This window comes from Microbacterium timonense (assembly GCF_900292075.1).
In the GTDB taxonomy this organism is placed as follows: domain Bacteria; phylum Actinomycetota; class Actinomycetes; order Actinomycetales; family Microbacteriaceae; genus Microbacterium; species Microbacterium timonense.
In genome coordinates, this window is the sequence record NZ_OLMV01000004.1 from 309,098 (window position 1) to 329,465 (window position 20,368).

Genomic DNA, 20,368 nt, shown 5'->3' on the forward strand with positions numbered 1-20,368 from the left:
GCTGCGGCCGGGCGCGCAGCGGACGGGCGGTGTGGCAGGTGACGGCATCCCGCACTAATGTCGGGGGAGGCAGCGTGGCCGACCCTCTTCACCCGACAGCGAGGAACTTGAGCTATGAAGATCGGCATCCTGACGAGCGGCGGCGACTGCCCCGGACTCAACGCGGTCATCCGCGGCGTCGTTCTCAAGGGCACCACGACCTACGACCTGGAGTTCGTCGGCATCCGCGACGGCTGGCGCGGGGTCGTCGACGGCGACTTCTTCCCGCTCACCCGTCACGAGGTGAAGGGCCTGTCGAAGGTCGGCGGGACGATCCTCGGCACCAGCCGCACGAACCCGTACGAGGGCCCGCGCGGCGGGGCCGAGAACATCGCCAAGACGATGTACGGGCACCGGCTCGACGGCATCATCGCCATCGGCGGCGAGGGCACCCTGGCGGCGGCCAACCGTCTGTCCAACGACGGGATCAACGTCCTCGGGGTGCCGAAGACGATCGACAACGACCTGCGCGCGACGGACTACTCCTTCGGCTTCGACACCGCCGTCAACATCGCGACCGACGCGATGGATCGCCTGCGCACGACCGGGGATTCCCATCAGCGGTGCATGGTCGCCGAGGTGATGGGCCGCCACGTGGGCTGGATCGCGCTGCACGCCGGCATGGCCGCCGGAGCGCACGCGATCTGCATCCCCGAGGTGCCGATGTCGATCGACGAGATCTGCGCGCTGGTCTCGAAGGCGCACGACCGGGGTCGGGCACCGCTGGTCGTGGTCTCGGAGGGCTTCAAGCTGAAGGGACAGGACGAGGCTTACAGCGACAAGGGCCTCGACGCGTTCAACCGCCCGCGGCTCGGCGGGATCAGCGAGGTGCTCGCCCCCGAGATCGAGCGCCTGACCGGCATCGAGACGCGCGCGACCGTGCTCGGCCACATCCAGCGGGGCGGCTCGCCGTCGGGATTCGACCGTGTGCTCGCGACGCGTCTGGGACTTCACGCCGCCGACGCCGTGGTGGACGGCGCATGGGGCCAGATGGTGGCCATGCGGGGCACCGACATCGTGCGGGTGCCCTTCGCCGACGCACTGGGCGAGCTCAACAGCGTTCCGCTGTACCGCTACGAAGAGGCTGCCGCGCTCTTCGGCTGATACGAACGTCGCGCCTGGCGCCGTGGGCAGCGGCCGCCTGGGCTGCGGCATCCGCTCGCTCCACCGCATCCTCGCTCCACCGCGTCCTCGCGCGCCGGTGCTCGCGTCCTGCCTGCGCCGGTGCTCGCGACCTCTTCGATGTCCCGATCTTTCGCCTTCGTGTCCCAATTTCGTCCACATGCGCGGTGCGGACCGACCGAAATCGGGACATGCTCTCGCGGGCCGGCCCGGGAGCGTCCGCTCCTCCACAGAGCGGCTTCCGGCCTAGGTGCTCACAGATTTCCGGATGACGAGACATCCGTGGACGGCCGCGGATTGAGAGTGGACGGATGCCGCGTCTCGCGCCTCTGCCGTCGGAACTGCCGGCGAGATTCACCGTGTCCGCAGCCGTCGCACTGGGTGTGTCGCCATCGCGGCTGGTCCGCGCCGACATCCGCCGACCCTTCCATGGCGTGCGCGCGATCGGGCCTTCCTCGGACAACACGCTGCTCGGGGTCTGCCTCGATTTCGCCCCACGCCTCGCGGCGTGGCAGTTCTTCAGCCACGAGACCGCGCTCGGCCTGGTCGGCGCGCCGACGCCGGAGTGGCCCTACCGGCCCGCTGTCCACGTGTCGGCTCACCGCCCCGCACGTGAACCGCGAACAGCGGGAGTCATCGGCCATCGGCTGCAGTCGCGTGAACCCGCGACGCTCTGGCATCCGAGCGGCCTCGCGATCGAGCACCCAGTCCGGGCATGGCGGCAGGCAGGCACGCTGTGGGCACTGGACGATCTGATCGCCGCGGCGGAGTTCCTCGTGTCCGATCGGGGCAGATCACCGATCGCTTCCTTTGCAGAGCTGGCGACTGAGGTCGAGGAGATGGGAGACGTACGCGGCGGCATCCTGCGAAGGGCACTTGCTCACGTGAGGGTGGGCGTGCGCTCGGCGCGTGAGACGCGGCTTCGTCTGCTTCTCGTGCGTGCCGGCTTGCCCGAGCCTGACGTCAACTGGACGCTGCGTAACGACTCCGGCCGCCCGGTGGCGGAACTTGACCTGGCCTACCCGCGGTGGCACGTCGCGCCGGAATACGACGGGCGGGTCCACGCCGAGGACGCCGGGCAGTTCGCGAAGGACGCCGACCGCTGGGATCTCATCCGAGCATTCGGCTGGGACCACGTCCGCATCCTCAACCATCACATGCGCGGCGGCGGCCGTGCGGCCGTCTCGAAAGTGCGCGACGCTCTCGTTCGTGCGGGCTGGCGCGCCGGTCAGTCGCGGCGCGTCCCACTTTCGTTCACATAGGGCCCCGCGTCGCAGCGAAAGTGGGACACGCGATCGAGGGAGTGGGACACGCGACCGGGGAACTGGGACACGCCCACCTCGGGCCGAGGCAGCTGCCGTCGCTCAGGCGTCAGCGACGCCGAGCACGTCGAGCAGCCAGGCCAGTTCGAACGCGCGCTCGCGCCAGGCGTTGTACCGACCGCTCACCCCGCCGTGACCGGCGACCATCTCGCACTTGAGGAGGGCGTCGGCCCCGACCTCCCGCAGACGCGCGACCCACTTGGCCGGCTCGACGTAGAGCACACGGGTGTCGTTGAGCGAGGTGACGGCGAGGATGCGCGGGTACGAGGCATCCGTCCGCACGTTCTCATAGGGCGAGTACGACTTCATGTACTCGTAGACCTCGGGATTGTGCAGCGGGTCGCCCCACTCGTCCCACTCGATGACGGTCAGCGGCAGTGAGGGGTCGAGGATCGTCGTGAGCGCGTCCACGAACGGCACGTCGGCGAGGACGCCGGCGAACAGCTCGGGAGCCAGGTTCGCCACTGCCCCCATGAGCAGGCCGCCGGCGGATCCGCCCTCGGCCACCAGGCGATCGGGGGTCGTGTATCCGTTGTCGATCAGGTGCAGGGCGCTGTCGACGAAGTCGGTGAAGGTGTTCCGCTTGTTCAACAGCTTGCCGTCCTCGTACCACTGGCGGCCCATCTCACCGCCGCCGCGCACGTGGGCGACGGCGAACACGACGCCGCGATCGAGCTCCGACAGGCGCGGGACCGAGAAGCCCGGCTCGATCGAGTGCTCGTACGAGCCGTAGCCGTACAGGTGCAACGGCCGCGGCGCCGCGCCGGCGTCGCCGAACGAGCGCTTGTAGACGAGCGAGATCGGGATCTGGGTGCCGTCTTGGGCGGTGGCCCACACCCGCTCCTGCGCGTACTGCGCGGGGTCGTAGCCGCCGAGCACGGGCTGGCGCTTGCGCAGGTGCAGCTCGCGCGTGGCGACGTCGAGGTCGTAAACGGTGCCAGGTGTGACGAACGAGCCGTACCCGAGGCGCAGCAGCGGGGGAGCCCACTCCGGGTTCCCGCCGGTGCCGACCGAGTACAGCGGCTCGTCGAACTCGATCTCGCTCACCTGACCGCTGCCGTAGTCGAGCATGCCCAGGCGCGCCAGACCGCCGCGACGGTAGCCGACGACCCCCCAGTCGCGGAACGTCGAGACGCCCAGCAGCCGCTCGCCGGGCCGGTGGGGGATGACGACCGAGCGCTCGCCCGACGGGTCGGATGCCGCCACCCGCACCAGTTCGAAGTCCAGAGCTCCGTCGTTGTGGAGGATGAACAGCACGTCCTCGCCGTCGACGACGGCATGCTCGGAGTCGTATTCGACCCCCTCGGTGCGCGGCCACACCACGCGCGGCTCGCCGCGCAGGTCGTCGGCATCCACCAGCCATTCCTCCGACGTGATGGACGAACCCAGGCCGATGACGAGGAACCGGTCGCTCCGGGTGAATCCTGCTCCGACCCAGAACTTCTCGTCGGGCTCGTGGAAGAGCTTGGTGTCGTCGGCGACGGGCGTGCCGAGCTCGTGCAGCCAGACGGTGTCGGGCCGCCACGCGTCGTCCACGGTCGTATAGACGATGAAGCGGCCGTCGGGCGAGAAGGTGGCGCCGGCGAACGTGCCGGGGATCTCATCGGGCAGCTGCTCGCCGGTGAGAAGGTTGCGCACGCGCACGGTGTACCGCTCGTCGCCGGCCACATCGACTCCGTAGAGCATCAGCGACCCGTCGTTCGAGACCTCGAAGCTGCCCAGCGAGAAGAACTCGTGGCCCTCCGCCTCGACGTTGCTGTCGAGGAGCACCTGCTCGCCGGGGACCTCGGTGTCGGGGGAGAGCTCGGGAGGAGTCCAGTCATCGGGCGAGGCGAGCGGCGCGCGACACTGGATGCCGTACTGCTTGCCTTCGACGGTGCGGCCGTAGTACCACCAGTCACCACGGCGGGTGGGCACCGACAGGTCGGTCTCGAGCGTGCGGCCCTTGATCTCCTCGAAGATGCGCTCCCGCAGCGGCTCCAGATGCGCGGTGCGCTCCCGGGTGTAGGCGTTCTCGGCCTCCAGATGCGCGATGACCGCGGCATCCTCCTTCTCACGGAACCACTCGTAGCGGTCTTCGACGTCGTCACCGTGGTGAGAACGCACTGTCGGGCGGGCTTCGGCGACGGGCGGGCGGATGCCGGTGACAGGGGTGGTCGAGGTGGGGGCGGGGTCGCTGAGGGTCACCGTTCCACGCTAGTCGCCTCCGAGTTGACCGGCAGAGTCGCCGATGTAGGATTCTTCTGGCCGGTTGCCGGTTCCTGAATCCCTGGTGAACTCTTCGTTCGTCGCGCCGATCTCGTCGGCACCACATCCCCTCCGCACCCCTCACCGAAAGCGAACGGTGGAAACCGCAACCCTCATCATCGTTCTGGTGATCGCGCTGGCCCTGTTCTTCGACTTCACGAACGGCTTCCACGACACCGCGAACGCGATGGCGACGCCGATCGCGACCGGCGCGCTCAAGCCGAAGACCGCCGTGCTGCTGGCTGCGGTCCTGAACCTCGTCGGTGCATTCCTGTCGACCGAGGTGGCCCAGACCATCTCGGGCGGGATCATCAACGAGGAGCAGATCTCCCATGAGATCTTCCCCGAGATCATCTTCGCCGGGCTCATCGGCGCCATCACGTGGAACATGCTCACGTGGCTGCTCGGACTGCCGTCCTCCTCGTCGCACGCCCTTTTCGGCGGCCTGATCGGCGCGACCATCGTGGGGGTCGGCGTGGCGGCCATCAACTTCGGCGTCGTGATGTCGAAGGTGATCCTGCCCGCCCTCATCGCTCCGGTCACAGCGGGCGTGATCGCGTTCACCGCCACGAAGCTGGCGTACGCGATCACCCGGCGGTACGACGGCAAGCCCGACGGCCGCGATGGATTCCGGTTCGGTCAGATCTTCACGTCGTCGCTGGTCGCGCTGGCGCACGGCACCAACGACGCCCAGAAGACGATGGGCATCATCACGCTGCTGCTGATCACCGCGGGCGTGCAGTCGTCGGCCGACCCCGAGCCGCAGACGTGGGTGATCTTCGCGTGTGCGATCACCATCGCACTGGGCACCTACATGGGCGGCTGGCGGATCATCCGCACCCTCGGCAAGGGACTCACCGAGGTCAAGCCCGCCCAGGGCTTCGCCGCCGAGAGCTCGACGGCCTCGACGATCCTCGCCTCCAGCGCGCTCGGGTTCGCCCTGTCGACCACGCAGGTCGCCTCGGGGTCGGTCATCGGCTCGGGACTCGGGCGGCGCGGCTCGCACGTGCGCTGGCGCACCGCAGGGCGGATCATGGTGGGCTGGGTGCTCACGCTTCCCGCCGCCGGCGCGGTCGGGGCTTTCGCTGCCCTGCTGGTGGTCTGGCTGCCGGTGTGGGGCATCATCATCGACGCGATCCTCGCCGTCGCCATCATCCTGCTGCTGTTCCTGCGCTCGCGCCGCAACGAGGTCAACGCCGCCAACGCCATGAGCGAGGTCGCCGAGTCCGGTCGCGCGGTCAAGGTCAAGCGCAACCCGCCGCCCACGCGCCGGCAGCGTCAGATGGCCCGTGACGAGGCACGCCGCCGCGCCGCTGACGACGCCGCGGCGAAGAAGGCGGCGAAGGCGGAGAAGAGCGGCACCGCCAAAGCGAAGGCCAAGGCGGATGCCGCAGCGAAGAAGGCGAAGGCCAAGGCCGATGTCGCCGCGGCGCACGCCGCGGCGGGCCCGAACCACCCCCCAGGGGTGACCGGAGGACCCGCTGCCGCCGACGCGGCGCCCGCACGGTCCACCACGTCCGCGGCGTCGCGCCCCGCGGACACCACCGAGGACGGCCGTCCGGAGCAGGCCCCGCCGACGCCGTCCGCGCCACAGAGCGATGAGCGCACGCCGTCCTCGACGCGGAACGGGGGAGAGCGATGATCGAGATCAACTGGCTCGCCTTCGTCCAGGTGTTCGTCGCCGCCCTCATCTCAGCCGTGCTCGTGGTCGGCTTCTATGCGCTCGGCCTGCGGCTCCTCGTCCGCGCCGGCAGGCCACCCGTGGTGGCCCCGGTCGAGTTCACCGACGCCATCACCGTGATCTCCGAGAAGGAGGCGCGCCGCGCCGAGAAGGCCGCGGCGAAGGCCGCGAAACGGAACCCGCTCACCGATGGGCAGAAGCGGCTCGCGCTCCTCGGTGCGTATGCCAGCTTCGCCGTGTGCGCAGCCGCGGTGCTGGGCGGCCTGCTGCTGATCGTCTTCAACCACTGACGCGCCGCCGGACGCAGTCCCTCGGCCTGGCCTTCCCGAACGCTGCGACGCGCATGATGCGCGTCGTGGGCAGCGCCTAGGCTGAGGCCCATGGTTCCCACGCCTCCTCCCGCTGCCGGCGGCGTTGCGCCTCAGGGCCCAGGTCAGGTCGGCCACGATCATGTGCGCGCCGAACACGCCGGCTCGACGGCATCCGTCCGGTTCGGTCAGTACCCGCCCGCGCGGCGGACGCTGCTGCACATCAGCGACACGCACCTGCTCGCGCACAACGCCCCGCTCGCGGGCCGGTTCGACACGGCGGCGAACCTCGCGCGCACGCTGGAGGCTGCCGAGGCCACCGGCATCCGCCCCGACGCCATCGTCTTCACCGGTGATCTGACCGACCTCGGCGAACCCGAGGCGTACACCGCACTGCGTGCCGCCGCCGAGCCGGTGGCGGAGCGTCTGGGCGCACCGGTCGTCTGGGTCGCCGGCAATCACGACGAGCGTCCCGCCCTGCGCCGAGACCTGCTCGGGCTCGAGCCGACCGAGCATCCCGTCACGGGTGTGTGGGACCTCGGCGGGCTGAGGCTCATTGCCCTCGACTCGAGCGTGCCCGGCTGGCACCACGGCGACCTCGACGGCGCACAGCTGGAATGGCTCGCCTCCGAGCTGTCGACACCGGCGCCGCTCGGCACGATCCTCGCGCTGCACCATCCGCCCCTGCCCTCCCACGTGCCGCTGTTCGACATCCTCGAACTGCGGGACCAGCACCGCCTGGCGGCCGTGATCGCGGGCACCGACGTGCGAGCCATCCTCGCCGGTCATCTCCACTACTCCACGAGCGGCACCTTCGCGGGCGTACCGGTGAGCGTCGCGGCAGCCACCTGCTACACCATGAACCTCGCGCGCGCCGCCGTCGACGTGAACGGCATGGACGCGGGTCAGTCGTTCCACCTGGTGCACGTGTACGACGACACGATCACCCACGCGGTGGTGCCGGTGGTGGACGCCCCGACCGGCGATTTCTTCTCCGCCGAGTGGGTGGAGCGGATGTCGCGGCTCACGCCGGAGCAGCGTCTCGAGGAGTTCTCCCGCAAACGTCGTTGACGCCAGCGGAGGCTCTTGTCCCCGTGATCCGCAGGCGCATCGCGGGGAGACGAGCCGCCGTCCCGTATGCCGCGATGCCCTCGGCTGTACGCGGTGTACAGGTCGACGCTCAGGCGGCGCGAGTAGTGTCGGAAGCACCCCGCACACACCGCTGTGAACGACCCACGAGGACTGAACACATGGCTCTGGACGCAATGACGCGAACCCGCACCGAGACCGACTCCCTGGGATCCCTCGAGATTCCGGCCGACGCATATTGGGGCATCCACACCGCCCGTGCGCTGGAGAACTTCCCCATCTCGAAGCGACCCATCTCGGTGTATCCCGACCTCGTTCGCGCACTCGCGATGGTGAAGCAGGCGTCCGCGCGGGCGAACAAGGAGATCGGCGTGCTCGATGCCGCTAAGGCGGACCTCATCGATCGGGCGGCGCAGCTGGTGATCGACGGCCAGTTCCACGACCAGTTCGTCGTGGGCGTCATCCAGGGTGGCGCCGGCACCTCCACCAACATGAACGCGAACGAGGTCATCACCAACATCGCGCTCGAGCTCGCCGGTCGCGAGAAGGGCGACTACGCGTTCCTCTCGCCCATCGACGACACCAACCGCAGCCAGTCCACGAACGACGTGTACCCGACCGCCATCAAGGTCGGGCTGGGCCTGGACCTCCAGACGCTCCTGGAAGAGCTCGACCTGCTTCGCCGCGCGTTCCTGGCGAAGGCCGAGGAGTTCCACGACGTGCTGAAGGTGGGCCGCACGCAGTTGCAGGATGCGGTGCCGATGACGCTGGGGCAGGAGTTCCACGGGTTCGCCACCACCCTGGGCTACGACCACCAGCGTCTGACCGAGAACGCCTACCTGCTGTACGAGATCAACATGGGGGCGACGGCGATCGGCACGGGCATCACGACGCACCCGTCGTATGCGCCGGCCGTGCTGCGCCACCTGCGCGAGATCACGGGGCTCGACCTCGCCACCGCGACCGACCTGGTGGAGGCCACCAGTGACACCGGCTCGTTCATGTCGTTCTCGGCGTCGCTCAAGCGCAATGCCATCAAGCTGTCGAAGATCTGCAACGACCTGCGCCTGCTGTCGTCCGGGCCGCAGGCCGGCTTCGGCGAGATCAACCTGCCCCCTCGCCAAGCCGGCTCGAGCATCATGCCGGGCAAGGTGAACCCGGTGATCCCCGAGGTGGTCAACCAGGTCGCCTTCGCCGTGGCGGGCGCCGACCTGACCGTCACGATGGCGGTGGAGGGCGGCCAGCTGCAGCTCAATGCGTTCGAGCCCGTGATCGCGCACTCGATCTTCCAGTCGATCACCTGGCTGCGCCAAGCGATGTTCACGCTCCGCGTCAACTGCATCGACGGCATCACCGCCAACCGTGCACGGCTGGGCGCGATGGTCGGTTCGTCCGTCGGCGTGATCACCGCGCTCACGCCGTTCATCGGCTACGCCGCCGCGGCGGCGCTGGCCAAGACCGCGCTGCTGACGGGCCGGAACGTCGCCGACCTCGTCGTCGAAGCCGATCTCATGTCGGCCGAGGACGTCGCGAAGCACCTGTCGCCGGCGCGGCTGTCGGGCCTTGAGACCGTGACGGCGGCCATTCCGGTCGTGCAGGCGGCCGAGGACGTCGTCGCCGAGGAGACCTCTGCGCCGGCATCCAGCTCCTGACGAACGGGGAAATCCATCACCCGTACGGCGCGGGTGATTGCCCGGGGTGCGCGCAGACCGCTACGGTCAGGCAGAGTCCCGTGCGAGAGGAAATCCCATGACCGACCCTCAGAACCCCGCCGACCCCGCCCAGCAGCCGCCTGCCAACGTACCGCCGCCGCCGGCAGACGCCGCCTACAGCGGTGCCCCCGCGGCCGCCCCTGCGTATGGCGCGGCGCCCCCGGCCCCGTACGGTGCGCCGGCAGCCGCTCCCGTGCCCGGCAAGACGCTCGGCATCGTCGCGTTCATCCTGTCGTTCTTCATCCAGCTCGTCGCGCTCATCCTCGGCATCGTGGCGCTCGTGCAGAGCCGAAAGGCCGGTCACAAGAACGGGTGGGCTGTTGCGGCGATCATCATCTCGGCCGTCCTGATGATCCTCGGCATCATCCTTTTCTTCGCGATCGTCCTGCCGCTGCTCACCTTCTCGGGTGAGGTGCTGCAGGCCTGCCAGGCGGTCGACTTCTCGGGGACCGTCGAGGTGCGGGGCCTTCCGGTCGACTGCTCCTCGGTCTCGAACTGACGACGAGCGACAGCGTCACCGGCCTGTGATCGGCTGAGCGCAGACGTCGACGCCCCCTCGCCCGTTCGGGCGAGGGGGCGTTGTTGCGAATCCGTCAGTCGAGGATGCGGCAGTGCGTCGTGAGCGCGCCGATGCCGTCGATGCCCACGGTCACGGTGGACCTGTCGCGCAGGAAGACCTGCGGGTCGCGCGAATAGCCGGCTCCGCCCGGGCTGCCGGTCGAGATCAGCGTGCCCGGCAGCAGCGTCGCGGACTTCGACAGGTGCGAGATGAGCGTCGCCACCGGGCGGACCATCTGTCCGGTGGTGGCGTCCTGCAGCGTGGCGCCGTCCAGCACGGTCCAGATGTGCAGCGACTGCGGGTCGGGAACCTCATCGGCGGTCACCACGAACGGCCCTGTCGGCGTGAAGCCGTCGAAGGACTTGCACCGCGACCATTGGGCTTCGGAGTACTGGATGTCGCGTGCCGTGATGTCGTTGACCACGGTGTATCCCCACACGTGGTCGAGCGCGTTCTCGGGCGCGACGTCCTTCGCGGGCTTGCCGATGATGACGCCGAGTTCGGCCTCGTAGTCGACGGACTCGCTGAGCGAGCGTGGCCATACGGTGGTGCTGTCGTGCGCGGCCAGCGAGTTCGGCCAGAGCACGAACACCGTCGGGGTCGAGTCGGTCTTCAAGCCCAGCTCGCTGGAGTGTGCGGCGTAGTTCAGCCCGATGGCGAGGATCACCGGGGGAGCGAGCACGGCCGAGGCGAAGCGGAAGGACCCGAGGGGATGCCTCCTCCCGCTGCCCGCCGCGTCACGGACGCGTGCGAGGAGCTCATCGCCGCCGGCGATCAGCTGCTCGAGCACGCGCGGCGCGCCGTCGAACAGCTCGTCCACGAGGACCGCCTCGTCGCCCTCGATCACGGCGAGCCGCGGCTCGTCGGATCCGGGGGAGACGACGTGGGCGAAGCGCATTCCTCCAACCTACCTGGCGGCCTCCGCCGCGCCGTCATCGGCCATGGCCGGCCCGCCCGGTGGTACGGCATCCGCCCGGTCGCGCACCGCTGAAGGGTGGCCGCTCTAGGCTGTGCGCATGACGTCCGACCCCGGAGCCGCACGCCCGCGACCCTCCCTCACCCCACCGGAGTTCGCCTCCGCGCTCGCGCAGCCGCGCCATGGCGCGCCAGCGCCGATCATGCCGCCTCAGACCTCACCCGCGCCCGTCCAGCTGCCCACCGGGCTGGCGCCGCGTCGCGGCCGCACCGCGACGATCTGGATCGTCGGCATCCTCGTCCTGCTCCTCGTCGCGCTCGTGGCCTACTTCCTGAGCGCCATGGGTCCCGGGGCGTCGCTGGTCGGCATGCTGCTGGCTCTCGTGCCGCTGGCGGGCGTCCTGTTCGCCGTGCGCATCGTCGACCGCTGGGAGCCCGAGCCGCGTGGGCTGCTGGTCCTCGCTGTCGCATGGGGCGCGATCGCGGCCGTCGGCATCGCACTCGGCGTGGACTGGGTGCTGTCGCTGGTCTTCGGCGACGGCTCATCAGAAGCGCGCGAGGTGCTGCGAGCGGTGGTCCAGGCGCCCGTCGTGGAGGAGTTCGCGAAGGGTCTCGGTGTGCTCGTCATCTTCGCGACGGCGCGTCGTGCGTTCGACGGCCCGGTCGACGGCATCGTGTACGGCGCGCTCGTGGGCGCCGGCTTCGCCTTCACCGAGAACATCCAGTACTTCGCGCTGAGCTTCATCGAGGGCGGTGCGGTCGAGACGTCCGAGACGTTCTTCGTGCGTGGCATCCTCTCGCCGTTCGCGCACGTCATGTTCACGAGCGTGACCGGCTTCGCGCTCGGTCTGGCAGCGCGGCGCGGGCTTTCCACGGGCCAGGCGTTGGGACCGTGGCTGCTGGGACTGGCCGGGGCGATCGCCCTGCACGCGTTCTGGAACGGCTCCGCGGTGTTCGGCGAGTTCTTCGTGCTCTACCTCACCCTCCAGGTGCCGCTGTTCATCGGGTTCATCCTCGGGATCGTCGCGCTGCGGCGGGAGGAGTCGCGCCTGACCAGACGCCGGCTGGGGGACTACGCGGCCGCCGGATGGTTCACGCCCCAAGAGGTCGACATGCTCGCCACCTCCGCGGGGCGCAAGGCGGCGCTCGCCTGGGCGCGGTCGTTGCGCGGCGATCGGACGGCGCTGATGAAGACCTTCATCGCGGATGCCACAGCCCTCGCTGCGACGCGGCAACGCGCCATCACCGGGCGCGACGCGAACGCCGCGAGCCAGGAGCGGGAGCTGCTGACCAAGACCGCCGCAACCCGCGCCGCGATGTTCGCGCCGTAGACCTTGACACCGCAGCGCGGCTGCGGGCATCCTGATCTCAGACCAACTCAGCGCTCGGTAGACACGCAGGCATCGCCGCGGCACCGGGCGCTGAGTCTTGAGTCGGGCCGGATCAATGCGAGCGCCAGCGAGCGTTGATGCGGCCCGACTCAAGATCGAGGAGCGAGCGCCAGCGAGCGTATCGAGATCTCCCGCGGCACACCCCGGCGGGCGATGGTGCCCGGGAGGGCGTGCCCGATGGGGGAGAGCGTGCTTGGATGGTTGTCATGACTGACGACCGCACCAAGCCCGAGATCGACCCGCCCGCCGGCCCCGCGCCGGTCGACCTGGTGATCCGCGACATCGTCGTGGGCGAGGGCGCCGAGGCCAAGCCCGGCGACACCGTGACCGTCCACTACGTGGGCGTCGAGTACGACACCGGCGAGGAGTTCGACTCCTCGTGGAACCGGGGCGAGAGCATCCAGTTCCCGCTGCGCGGTCTCATCAAGGGCTGGCAGGACGGGATCCCGGGCATGAAGGTCGGCGGTCGCCGGGAGCTCGTGATCCCGCCGGACCTCGCCTATGGTCCGGCCGGTGGCCACTTCCTCGGTGGCAAGACCCTCATCTTCGTCATCGACCTCATCGCCGTCGGCTGACGCGACGCCGAGCCGACATCGTCCGGGAGCGGATGCCGTGGTCAACGGCATCCGCTCTCTGCTTCATGCCGCGCGCTCCAGAATTTTGTATTCATGGGAATAGACGCCCCGTACCGTCGCGTTGTCCTCCGTCAAGCCCGTCGTCGCACGCTCGCGGCGACCGATTCACACGAAGGACGACAATGACCGACACCACCACGATCGACGTTCCCGGCTACAAGGCGGGCACCTGGGTGCTCGACCCCGCGCACAGCGAGGTCACCTTCAGCGTGCGCCACATGATGATCTCCAAGGTGCGCGGCACCTTCGGAATGAAGAGCGCGACACTCATCGCGCCGGAGAACCCGCTCGAGGCGCAGGTCGAGGCGAGCGTCGACGTCACGTCCGTCGACACGAAGGACGAGGGGCGCGACAACCACCTGCGTTCGGCTGACTTCTTCGACGTCGAGAACCACCCGACGATGGAGTTCCGCTCGACCGGTGCCCGCATCGTCGACGGCGACTTCCTGGTCGACGGCGACCTGACCATCCGCGGGGTGACCAAGCCGGTCACGTTCGAGTTCGAGTTCGGCGGTTTCGGCACGGACCCGTGGGGCAACTACAAGGCCGGCGCGACGGCGAAGACCGTCGTGAACCGCGAGGACTTCGGTCTGACCTGGAACGCCGCGCTGGAGACCGGCGGCGTGCTGGTGGGCAAGGACGTCACCATCACGCTCGACCTGCAGGGCGCGCTGCAGCAGGACTGACCCCCTGACGCACGAGCCGGACGGATGCCGCGGGCCGCGGCATCCGTCCGGCTCTTTCTGCATTCCGGTGGCTCAGGCTCGGGTTCGACGGCGCAGACGGTCCTGGGCGAGCACGATGCCGAGGAACACGACGAGCGCGCCGACCGGCTCATTCCACGAGATCGTCTCTCCGAGGATCAGGATGCCGAGCACGACGCCGACCACGGGGGTGATGTATGTGACGGTGGACGCCCGGGTCGGCCCCCACGCTCGAACCGTGTTCTGGTTCCAGACATACGCGATGCCGGTGCCCAGGCATCCCAGAAGGAGCAGGCTCACCACGATCGGCACGTCGAGCCGCACCGGCGTGAGGACCAGGAAGGGCGTGAGAAGCGCCATCACCACGCCGGCCATCGCGATGTAGCCGAACGTGAAGGCCAGCGCCGACATGCCGGTGTTCGACACGAACCGCCGCATGTAGGCGAAGCTGAAGCCGTAGCTGGCCGTCGCGCCGAGGATCGCGAGCTCGGCGACCAGGCTGCCGTCCAGGGAGACCGCCTGCCACGGCGCGATGATGACCACGACCCCCAGGATGCCGACCGCGATACCCGCCACCTGCAGCGCCTTCAGTCGTTCCACCCGGAACACGAGCCACGCCATGACAGCGGTCATGATGGGCGTCGTGGCGTTGAAGATGCTGGCCAACCCCGAGCTGACATGCTGCTGCGCCCAGGAGAACAGCAGGAACGGGATGACGCAGAAGGTCAGGCCGAGCACCGTCAGGTGCGCCCACACCCGCACGCTGCGCGACAGGTGCTCCCGGCGAAGCAGGACGAGCGCCCCGAGCGTCAGCGCTCCCAGCACGATCCTCGTCCAGGCGACCTGCGCCGGCGAGATGCCCGTGAGCGACACCTTCATGAACAGGAAGCTCGCACCCCACACGATTCCCGCCAGCACGAACTGCACGGCGACCCAGTGCGGCGACGGAGAGCGCTGAGTGTCTGCTGCGCGAGCAGCGTCGGTGGCGACCATGCAGCCACGGTACGACCGCACGCCGACATGCGTCGCCGCGAGAGAGTGCGACGGCCGAAATCCGCCGATGTGCGACGCTTCGACTACGGCACCGGATGCTCCGCGTCGTACGCGCGGAACCGCGGGCTCGCCCGCACCAGCGTCGCCACGAGTCCGAGGATCACAAGGCCTCCCAGCAGCGGTGGGAACCACAGAGCCGCGAGCGTGGCCAGCGTGCCCGCATAGAGGGCGCCCAGGCGTGGGCCGCCGGCGACCACGACGATGAAGATGCCCTGCAGGCGCCCGCGGATGGCGTCGGGCACCGCCGCCTGCACCATGGTGTTGCGGAAGATCGAGCTGATGTTGTCGGCTGCGCCCGAGACGGCCAGCGTGAGGCAGGCCAGGGCGATGAGGATCACGTTCGGTGTGTCCGCGTCCACGCGCGCCGGCGCTGCCCAGCCGAGCGCAGCGGCACCGAGCACCAGCCCCAGCGCGGCGATCGACCCTCCGTAGACGAGGATCGCGCGCTCGATGCCCAGACCCTGACGGTGGATCGCGCCGACCCGGCCCGAGAAGAGGCTCGAGGCGAACGCCCCGGCGGCGACGGAGGCCGTCAGCAGTCCCGTGGTGATGGGTCCGCCGCCCAGCAGCACGGCGCCGATCGCGGGGAACAGCGACAGCGGCTGACCGAACGTCATCGCGATGATGTCGAGGATGAACTGCAGCCGGATGTTGGAGGCTCGCCGCAGGAACCGCCAGCCGTCCCGAAGCGACTCCAGCCCCGGCCGTACGATGTCGCCCTCGGGCCGGAGAGAGGGGAGCGTCCACAGGCCCAGGAACAGCGAGGTCATCAGGAGGACATCGAGCGTGTAGGTCCACGCGTAGCCGGTCAGGGCGACCAGTACGCCGGCCAGCGCCGGCCCCGCCATCACCATGATCCCGACGGTGATGCCGCCGAGGGCGGATGCCGCCGGCAGCAGCTCGCGAGGGAGCAGGCGTGGCACGATGGCCTGCCGCGTCGCGAGCACGATGGAGTTCGCCGCGGAGTTCACGATGCTGAGGCCGTACAGCCACCACACCGTCTCCAGGCCCGTCCACGCGAGGGCGGCGAGCAGCGCCGTGGAGGCGAAGGTCACGGTCGCCGCGATGAGCGCCACCGCACGGCGGTCGAAGGCATCCGCCAGCATCCCGCCGTAGATACCCGCGATGACCATGGGAACCAGACCCGCCACGGCGATCATCGACACGGCGAACGTGGAGCCGGTGAGGTCGTACATCTGCAGCATGATCGCGACGATCGTGAGCTGTCCGCCGAGCCCGGCCAGCGTGGAGCCGACCCACATGCGCGCGAAGGCGGGGCTCGTGCGGAAGGGGCGCAGATCGATGAAGTGGCTGCGATGGTCCCCGGGCGCGCTCACGCGCCGGCTCCGCCGTGCACGATCGCGCCTCCCGATGCCGCCCCCAGCGGTCCTACTCGGCTGCTCGGGCGGAGGCGGGGGGAGTGCTGCACGGGTTCGAGCGTACCGGCGCGCAAGGGCGGACGCGGTCGCCCGAGGCATCCCGCTGCTGGTAGACTCTTCAGGTTGCCGTTGGATCGGCCGCGGAGAAAGAGAGCTCGCACATCGGGTGACGGGCACCGCGCAACAAGGAGGAAGGGGATCACCTATGGCACTGGATGCAGACGTCAAGAAGGCGATCATCGAAGAGTACGCGACGCACCCCGGTGACACCGGATCCCCCGAGGTGCAGGTCGCGATGCTGACGCAGCGCATCAAGGACCTCACCGAGCACCTCAAGGAGCACAAGCACGACCACCACTCGCGTCGTGGGCTGTTCCTGCTCGTCGGTCAGCGCCGCCGTCTGCTCGGCTACCTCCAGGACATCGACATCAACCGTTACCGGTCGCTGATCGAGCGTCTCGGACTGCGCCGCTAATCGCGACCAGCGTTCAATCGCGCAAAACATTCTTGTGAAGGCCTCCCCACGGTGTGGGGAGGCCTTCTTCATGCGCGCTGCGCGTCTGCGGCGGCGGCATCCGATCGCCCGGCCGCACCGCGAGACTGCAGTGGGGCGCCGAGACTGCACGCCGCGCTGGGAGTCTCGGCGCTCCGATGGAGTCTCGCGGACGTGAGTGTTCGGATGGATGCCGTGGCTAGCGCGAAGCGGCCGCCCGGGCCGCGACGAGATCGGCGTGGTGGATCTCGGCCACGTCGGGGTGGGCGCGCAGTCGGGACTTGAGCGCGTTCTCACCGTAGAGCGCGTGGATCGGGTTCGTCGGGTCCTGCGTCACACCGCGGGCGTGGGCCGCGAGCTCCTCCGGCAGCTCGATGAGCGGCAGGCGCTTGTCGAGGGCGGGGTTGAAGAAGAACGGCACGGAGATGCGGTCCTCGGGGTACCGGGGCGAGATGACGCGGTGCTTCGTGGCGATCAGGTAACCCTGGGTCGCGTACTCGAGCAGCTCGCCGATGTTGACGACGAACGCGCCGGGCACCGGGGGAGCGTCGACCCAGTGCCCATCGCGCTCGACCTGCAGGCCCCCCTTGCCGGGCTCGACCCACAGCAGCGTCAGCACGCCGGAGTCCTTGTGGGCGCCGACGCCCTGCTGGGGTGTCGGGTCCTCCTTGCCGGGGTACCGGACGATCTTGATGAGCGTCGAGGGCTCACCGAAGTGCTCGTCGAAGTAGTTCTCCGGCGCACCGAGCGAGAGCGCCCACGCCCGCAGCAGCTTGCGGGCGACTCCCGACAGGTGGTCGTGCCACTCCGTGACGACCTCGCGCAGCTCCGGCTGCGCCTGCGGCCAGAGGTTCGGTCCGATGAGGCGGGCGAAGTCGGGAGCGTCGGGGTCGGTGACCGCTTCGCGTTCGGGGCCGATGTCGATCTGCTCCCGCCAGTCCACCTTGCCCTGCGTGCGCTCGCCGCCGATGCGGGTGTAGCCGCGGAAATGCGGGCTGTTCACGTTCTCGATCGCGAGTTTGTCCGCCTCGGGCAGCGCGAAGAACTCGCGGGCGACGCGGTGCAGCCGCTGCTCCAGCTCGGGCGACACCCCCGTTCCGGTGAGGTAGAAGAAGCCGACGTCGTGCGTCGCAGCGCGCAGGTCGTCGCGGAACTGAGCGGCCGCCTCCGGGCCGGCGTCGAGCCGGGAGAGGTCGAGGATCGGCAGATTGAGGTCGGTCATGCTGTGAGAGTAGGCGGCGGCCGCGGCATCCGTCCCGTTTGTTGCCTACGGTTTCGCTTCCCCCGGATGCCCCGCTGCCGACTCGTGGGCCAGCCCCACCCCCGTGACTTGGCCTGAATGTACGCGACACGCCGAGTGCCGCGTACATACAGGCCAAGTCAACAGTGACGGGGAGGGGAGGGGAGGGGGCGCGATCAGGGGCGGCCGAAGAACGCGCGGATGTCGCCGACGACGAGCTTCGGGACCTCGAGCGCCGCGTAGTGACCGCCGCGCTCGAAGCGGCTCCAGTGGACGATGTTCGAGTTGTCGCGCTCGGCGAACACCTTGATCGTCTGGAAGTCGTCCTTGAACACGGCCACGCCGGTGCGCGCGTCGCTGACACGAGGTTCGCCCTGCGCCAGCGCGTTGTCGCGGTACGCCCGGCTCATGCCCGCGGACGCGTTGGCGAACCACGCGACGCTCACCTCGGTGAGGATCGTCTCGAGGGGTACGAGCGACGTCCCGTTCCCGAACGAGTTGAACAGCTCCGCATACGCGAGGTGCCCGATCGGCGAGTCCGACAGGGCGGCGGCGATCGTCTGCGGCCGCGCGGCGTTCATCGTGTTGTACGCCCCGACCGATTGGAACCATTGCATGTGCTCCAGGCCCGCGTAGTCCTGAGGCTCCAGCTTCTCGAACTCGGCCGGGTCGCCGGAGGGGAAGGAGAACAGCTGCAGCACGTGCAGGCCGAGGAAGCCGTCCGGGCCGAGGAGGCCCAGCTCGCGGGCGATCATGGCGCCGTTGTCGCTGCCGTGGATGCCGTACGACGTGTACCCGAGGCGGCGCATGAGCGTGTCGTACGCCCCGGCCACCCGGGCCGTCGTCCAGCCCGCCTCGGTGACCGGCTGGCTGAACCCGAAACCGGGGGCATCCGGCACGATGACGTCGAAGGCGTCCTCGGCCCGCCCGCCGTGGGCGACGGGGTCGACGAGCGGTCCGATCATGTCGAGGTAGTCGACGAACGATCCCGGATAGGTGTGCGCCAGCAGGAGCGGGGTGGCGTCCGGGTGCGGCGACCGGACGTGGATGAAGTGGAAGGTCTGCCCGTCGATCTCGGTCGTGAAGTGCGGCACCTCGTTCATCCGGGCCTCCGCGCGGCGCCAGTCGAACCCGTCGCGCCACTGTGCAAGTGCTTCGGTCAGGTAGCCGTTCGGGGTGCCGGACTCCCACTGGTCACCCGGCGCCGGCTGCGGAAGGCGGGTGCGCGCCAGGCGATCGGCGAGGTCGTCGAGGGCGGACTGTGCGACGTCGACGCGGAAGGGACGGATCTCGGCTGAGGCGGTTGCGGTGTTCATGTCTCCGACGATACGGTCGAAACAGGCAGGTTATCTTCCTGTTATCACCAAGATTCGAGACGATGATGGCTGACACGTCCGCGCGCATGCTCGCCCTCCTCGCACTGCTGCAGAGCCGCCCGCGATGGTCGGGGCCCGAGCTGGCCGGACGCCTGGAGGTGTCGGTCCGAACGATCCGCAACGACATCGAACGACTGCGATCACTCGGCTACCCCGTCCAGGCCGAGCGCGGTCGAGCCGGCTTCTACCGGCTGGCCGCCGGTGGCAAGCTGCCGCCGCTGCTGCTGGATGACGACGAAGCCGTCGCCGTCGCCATCGGACTGCGCGTCACACGGGGCGTGGCAGGGGTGGACGAGGCAGGGGCGCGGGCGTTGGCGAAGCTCCTCCAGGTGCTGCCGGAGCGACTGCGACCGACGGTGGATGCGGTCGCGGCGACGATCGACCGCGGCCCCGAGGACGTCGGAACCGACGCCCCGGACCCGGAGGTGGACGCCGCTGTGCTGAGCGCCGTCGCGCAGGCGGTGCACGGCCGGGAATGGCTCCGGTTCGCCGACCGCGGGGTCGCGCGCCGGGTGGAGCCGTACCGCCTGCTCAGCTGGCAGCGTCGGTGGTATCTCGTCGCACGCGACCCCGACACCGGCGAATGGGAGACCTTCCGGCTCGACTGGATCCAGCCGCGCATGCCGACACGCCGTCGCTTCGATCCGGTGCCCGTTCCGGGTGGCGACTTCACCGCGTTCGCGCTGCGCTCGATCGCCGCGGCGGGGTGGAACGTGCACGCCCGTCTGCGGATCGCGGCGCCCGCTGCCGCGGTCATCGCCCGGATCAACCCGACCGTGGGCGTCGTGGAGGCCGTCGACCCGGGGACGTCGGTGCTCGTCACCGGCGCCGACAGCCTCGAGACGATCGCGGCGTACATCGGCATGCTGGGCATGGATTTCACGGTCGACTCGCCGCCAGAGCTCGTGCCGCATCTGCGCCGCGTCGCGGAGCGCTACCTGCGCGCGACCAGATGAGCACAGGGAATCCGTCATCGAAATGGACAACGCGCCAGCGTGTCCGGTAGCGTCGTAGGTAAGGCTCACCTTACGTTGACACTCTCGCATCGACCCGAGGAGTGCCGGGGTGCAACGGGGCGCCGCATCATCCGTCTCAGCTGGGAA

18 protein-coding genes are annotated in these 20,368 nt (G+C 69.6%); 12 read left to right on the forward strand and 6 right to left on the reverse strand.

The genetic code is table 11. The features are described 5' to 3' along the window. Nucleotides 1-114 precede the first annotated feature (114 nt). Nucleotides 115-1,143 (forward strand): ATP-dependent 6-phosphofructokinase, encoded by a 1,029-nt coding sequence (locus C9992_RS13705; RefSeq protein ID WP_106816185.1) that lies wholly within the window; start codon nt 115-117, stop codon nt 1,141-1,143. Nucleotides 1,144-1,472: 329 nt separating this feature from the next. Then, nucleotides 1,473-2,423, forward strand: a complete 951-nt coding sequence (locus C9992_RS13710) for a hypothetical protein (RefSeq protein WP_106816186.1) — start codon at nt 1,473-1,475, stop codon at nt 2,421-2,423. A gap of 102 nt (nt 2,424-2,525) precedes the next feature. Here the strand turns inward: C9992_RS13710 and C9992_RS13715 are convergent, their stop codons facing one another. Beyond that, the gene (locus C9992_RS13715) at nt 2,526-4,670 is read right to left on the reverse strand and encodes a S9 family peptidase (RefSeq protein ID WP_235008234.1); all 2,145 of its coding nucleotides are present in this window, start codon (nt 4,668-4,670) and stop codon (nt 2,526-2,528) included. 157 nt (nt 4,671-4,827) lie between these two features. On the opposite strand from C9992_RS13715, the gene C9992_RS18545 reads away from it, so the two are divergent. The 5 genes from C9992_RS18545 (at nt 4,828) to C9992_RS13740 (ending at nt 10,019) form a co-directional block, all read left to right on the forward strand. Continuing rightward, nucleotides 4,828-6,372 carry an inorganic phosphate transporter gene (locus tag C9992_RS18545; RefSeq protein WP_327317682.1) on the forward strand — a complete coding sequence of 515 codons (1,545 nt, stop codon included), beginning with the start codon at nt 4,828-4,830 and terminating at the stop codon, nt 6,370-6,372. After that, complete coding sequence (locus C9992_RS13725; protein WP_106816187.1) at nt 6,369-6,701, forward strand: peptidase; 333 nt, start codon at nt 6,369-6,371, stop codon at nt 6,699-6,701. The genes C9992_RS18545 and C9992_RS13725 overlap by 4 nt, the downstream gene beginning before the upstream one ends. 90 nt (nt 6,702-6,791) lie before the next feature. Further along, the gene (locus tag C9992_RS13730; protein WP_106816188.1) at nt 6,792-7,790 is read left to right on the forward strand and encodes a phosphodiesterase; all 999 of its coding nucleotides are present in this window, start codon (nt 6,792-6,794) and stop codon (nt 7,788-7,790) included. Nucleotides 7,791-7,969: 179 nt separating this feature from the next. Then, nucleotides 7,970-9,460 (forward strand): aspartate ammonia-lyase, encoded by a 1,491-nt coding sequence (locus C9992_RS13735; RefSeq protein WP_106816189.1) that lies wholly within the window; start codon nt 7,970-7,972, stop codon nt 9,458-9,460. Between the two features lie 97 nt (nt 9,461-9,557). After that, nucleotides 9,558-10,019, forward strand: a complete 462-nt coding sequence (locus C9992_RS13740; RefSeq protein ID WP_106816190.1) for a DUF4190 domain-containing protein — start codon at nt 9,558-9,560, stop codon at nt 10,017-10,019. A 94-nt stretch (nt 10,020-10,113) separates the two neighbouring features. On the opposite strand, the gene C9992_RS13745 is transcribed toward C9992_RS13740, so the two are convergent. After that, a complete protein-coding gene (locus C9992_RS13745; protein WP_106816191.1) occupies nt 10,114-10,977 on the reverse strand; it encodes a fumarylacetoacetate hydrolase family protein in 864 nt (287 codons plus the stop codon). 118 nt (nt 10,978-11,095) lie between these two features. Between C9992_RS13745 and C9992_RS13750 the strand changes: the two genes are divergently transcribed. From C9992_RS13750 to C9992_RS13760, 3 genes are all read left to right on the forward strand, one after another. After that, complete coding sequence (locus C9992_RS13750; RefSeq protein ID WP_106816192.1) at nt 11,096-12,325, forward strand: PrsW family intramembrane metalloprotease; 1,230 nt, start codon at nt 11,096-11,098, stop codon at nt 12,323-12,325. Between the two features lie 266 nt (nt 12,326-12,591). After that, complete coding sequence (locus C9992_RS13755) at nt 12,592-12,960, forward strand: FKBP-type peptidyl-prolyl cis-trans isomerase (RefSeq protein ID WP_106816193.1); 369 nt, start codon at nt 12,592-12,594, stop codon at nt 12,958-12,960. 182 nt (nt 12,961-13,142) lie between these two features. Continuing rightward, on the forward strand, nt 13,143-13,706 hold the full coding sequence (locus C9992_RS13760; RefSeq protein ID WP_106816194.1) for a YceI family protein: 564 nt from the start codon (nt 13,143-13,145) through the stop codon (nt 13,704-13,706). A 72-nt stretch (nt 13,707-13,778) separates the two neighbouring features. On the opposite strand, the gene C9992_RS13765 is transcribed toward C9992_RS13760, so the two are convergent. Continuing rightward, nucleotides 13,779-14,717: a DMT family transporter gene (locus C9992_RS13765; protein ID WP_106816195.1), complete on the reverse strand. Its 939-nt coding sequence runs from the start codon at nt 14,715-14,717 to the stop codon at nt 13,779-13,781. An 83-nt stretch (nt 14,718-14,800) separates the two neighbouring features. Further along, the gene (locus tag C9992_RS13770; protein ID WP_106816196.1) at nt 14,801-16,114 is read right to left on the reverse strand and encodes an MFS transporter; all 1,314 of its coding nucleotides are present in this window, start codon (nt 16,112-16,114) and stop codon (nt 14,801-14,803) included. A 247-nt stretch (nt 16,115-16,361) separates the two neighbouring features. Between C9992_RS13770 and rpsO the strand changes: the two genes are divergently transcribed. Then, a complete protein-coding gene (gene rpsO, locus C9992_RS13775) occupies nt 16,362-16,631 on the forward strand; it encodes a 30S ribosomal protein S15 (RefSeq protein ID WP_039401864.1) in 270 nt (89 codons plus the stop codon). A 217-nt stretch (nt 16,632-16,848) separates the two neighbouring features. Here the strand turns inward: rpsO and C9992_RS13780 are convergent, their stop codons facing one another. Both C9992_RS13780 and C9992_RS13785 read right to left on the reverse strand, forming a co-directional pair. Then, a complete protein-coding gene (locus C9992_RS13780) occupies nt 16,849-17,871 on the reverse strand; it encodes an isopenicillin N synthase family dioxygenase (protein WP_106816197.1) in 1,023 nt (340 codons plus the stop codon). A 194-nt stretch (nt 17,872-18,065) separates the two neighbouring features. Further along, a complete protein-coding gene (locus tag C9992_RS13785) occupies nt 18,066-19,205 on the reverse strand; it encodes an epoxide hydrolase family protein (RefSeq protein ID WP_106816198.1) in 1,140 nt (379 codons plus the stop codon). A 65-nt stretch (nt 19,206-19,270) separates the two neighbouring features. Here C9992_RS13785 and C9992_RS13790 point away from each other — a divergent pair, with 65 nt between their 5' ends. Further along, a complete protein-coding gene (locus tag C9992_RS13790) occupies nt 19,271-20,221 on the forward strand; it encodes a helix-turn-helix transcriptional regulator (RefSeq protein WP_106816199.1) in 951 nt (316 codons plus the stop codon). The last annotated feature ends 147 nt before the right edge of the window (nt 20,222-20,368 follow it).

Coding starts and splice junctions, on each gene's coding strand:
- C9992_RS13750 (WP_106816192.1), top strand. CDS start 11,096: ATGACGTCCGACCCCGGAGCCGCACGCCCGCGACCCTCCCTCACCCCA.
- C9992_RS13780 (WP_106816197.1), bottom strand. CDS start 17,871: ATGACCGACCTCAATCTGCCGATCCTCGACCTCTCCCGGCTCGACGCC.
- C9992_RS13745 (WP_106816191.1), bottom strand. CDS start 10,977: ATGCGCTTCGCCCACGTCGTCTCCCCCGGATCCGACGAGCCGCGGCTC.
- C9992_RS13785 (WP_106816198.1), bottom strand. CDS start 19,205: ATGAACACCGCAACCGCCTCAGCCGAGATCCGTCCCTTCCGCGTCGAC.
- C9992_RS13725 (WP_106816187.1), top strand. CDS start 6,369: ATGATCGAGATCAACTGGCTCGCCTTCGTCCAGGTGTTCGTCGCCGCC.
- rpsO (WP_039401864.1), top strand. CDS start 16,362: ATGGCACTGGATGCAGACGTCAAGAAGGCGATCATCGAAGAGTACGCG.
- C9992_RS13760 (WP_106816194.1), top strand. CDS start 13,143: ATGACCGACACCACCACGATCGACGTTCCCGGCTACAAGGCGGGCACC.
- C9992_RS13790 (WP_106816199.1), top strand. CDS start 19,271: ATGGCTGACACGTCCGCGCGCATGCTCGCCCTCCTCGCACTGCTGCAG.
- C9992_RS13705 (WP_106816185.1), top strand. CDS start 115: ATGAAGATCGGCATCCTGACGAGCGGCGGCGACTGCCCCGGACTCAAC.
- C9992_RS13765 (WP_106816195.1), bottom strand. CDS start 14,717: ATGGTCGCCACCGACGCTGCTCGCGCAGCAGACACTCAGCGCTCTCCG.
- C9992_RS13730 (WP_106816188.1), top strand. CDS start 6,792: ATGGTTCCCACGCCTCCTCCCGCTGCCGGCGGCGTTGCGCCTCAGGGC.
- C9992_RS13710 (WP_106816186.1), top strand. CDS start 1,473: ATGCCGCGTCTCGCGCCTCTGCCGTCGGAACTGCCGGCGAGATTCACC.
- C9992_RS13735 (WP_106816189.1), top strand. CDS start 7,970: ATGGCTCTGGACGCAATGACGCGAACCCGCACCGAGACCGACTCCCTG.
- C9992_RS13740 (WP_106816190.1), top strand. CDS start 9,558: ATGACCGACCCTCAGAACCCCGCCGACCCCGCCCAGCAGCCGCCTGCC.
- C9992_RS13755 (WP_106816193.1), top strand. CDS start 12,592: ATGACTGACGACCGCACCAAGCCCGAGATCGACCCGCCCGCCGGCCCC.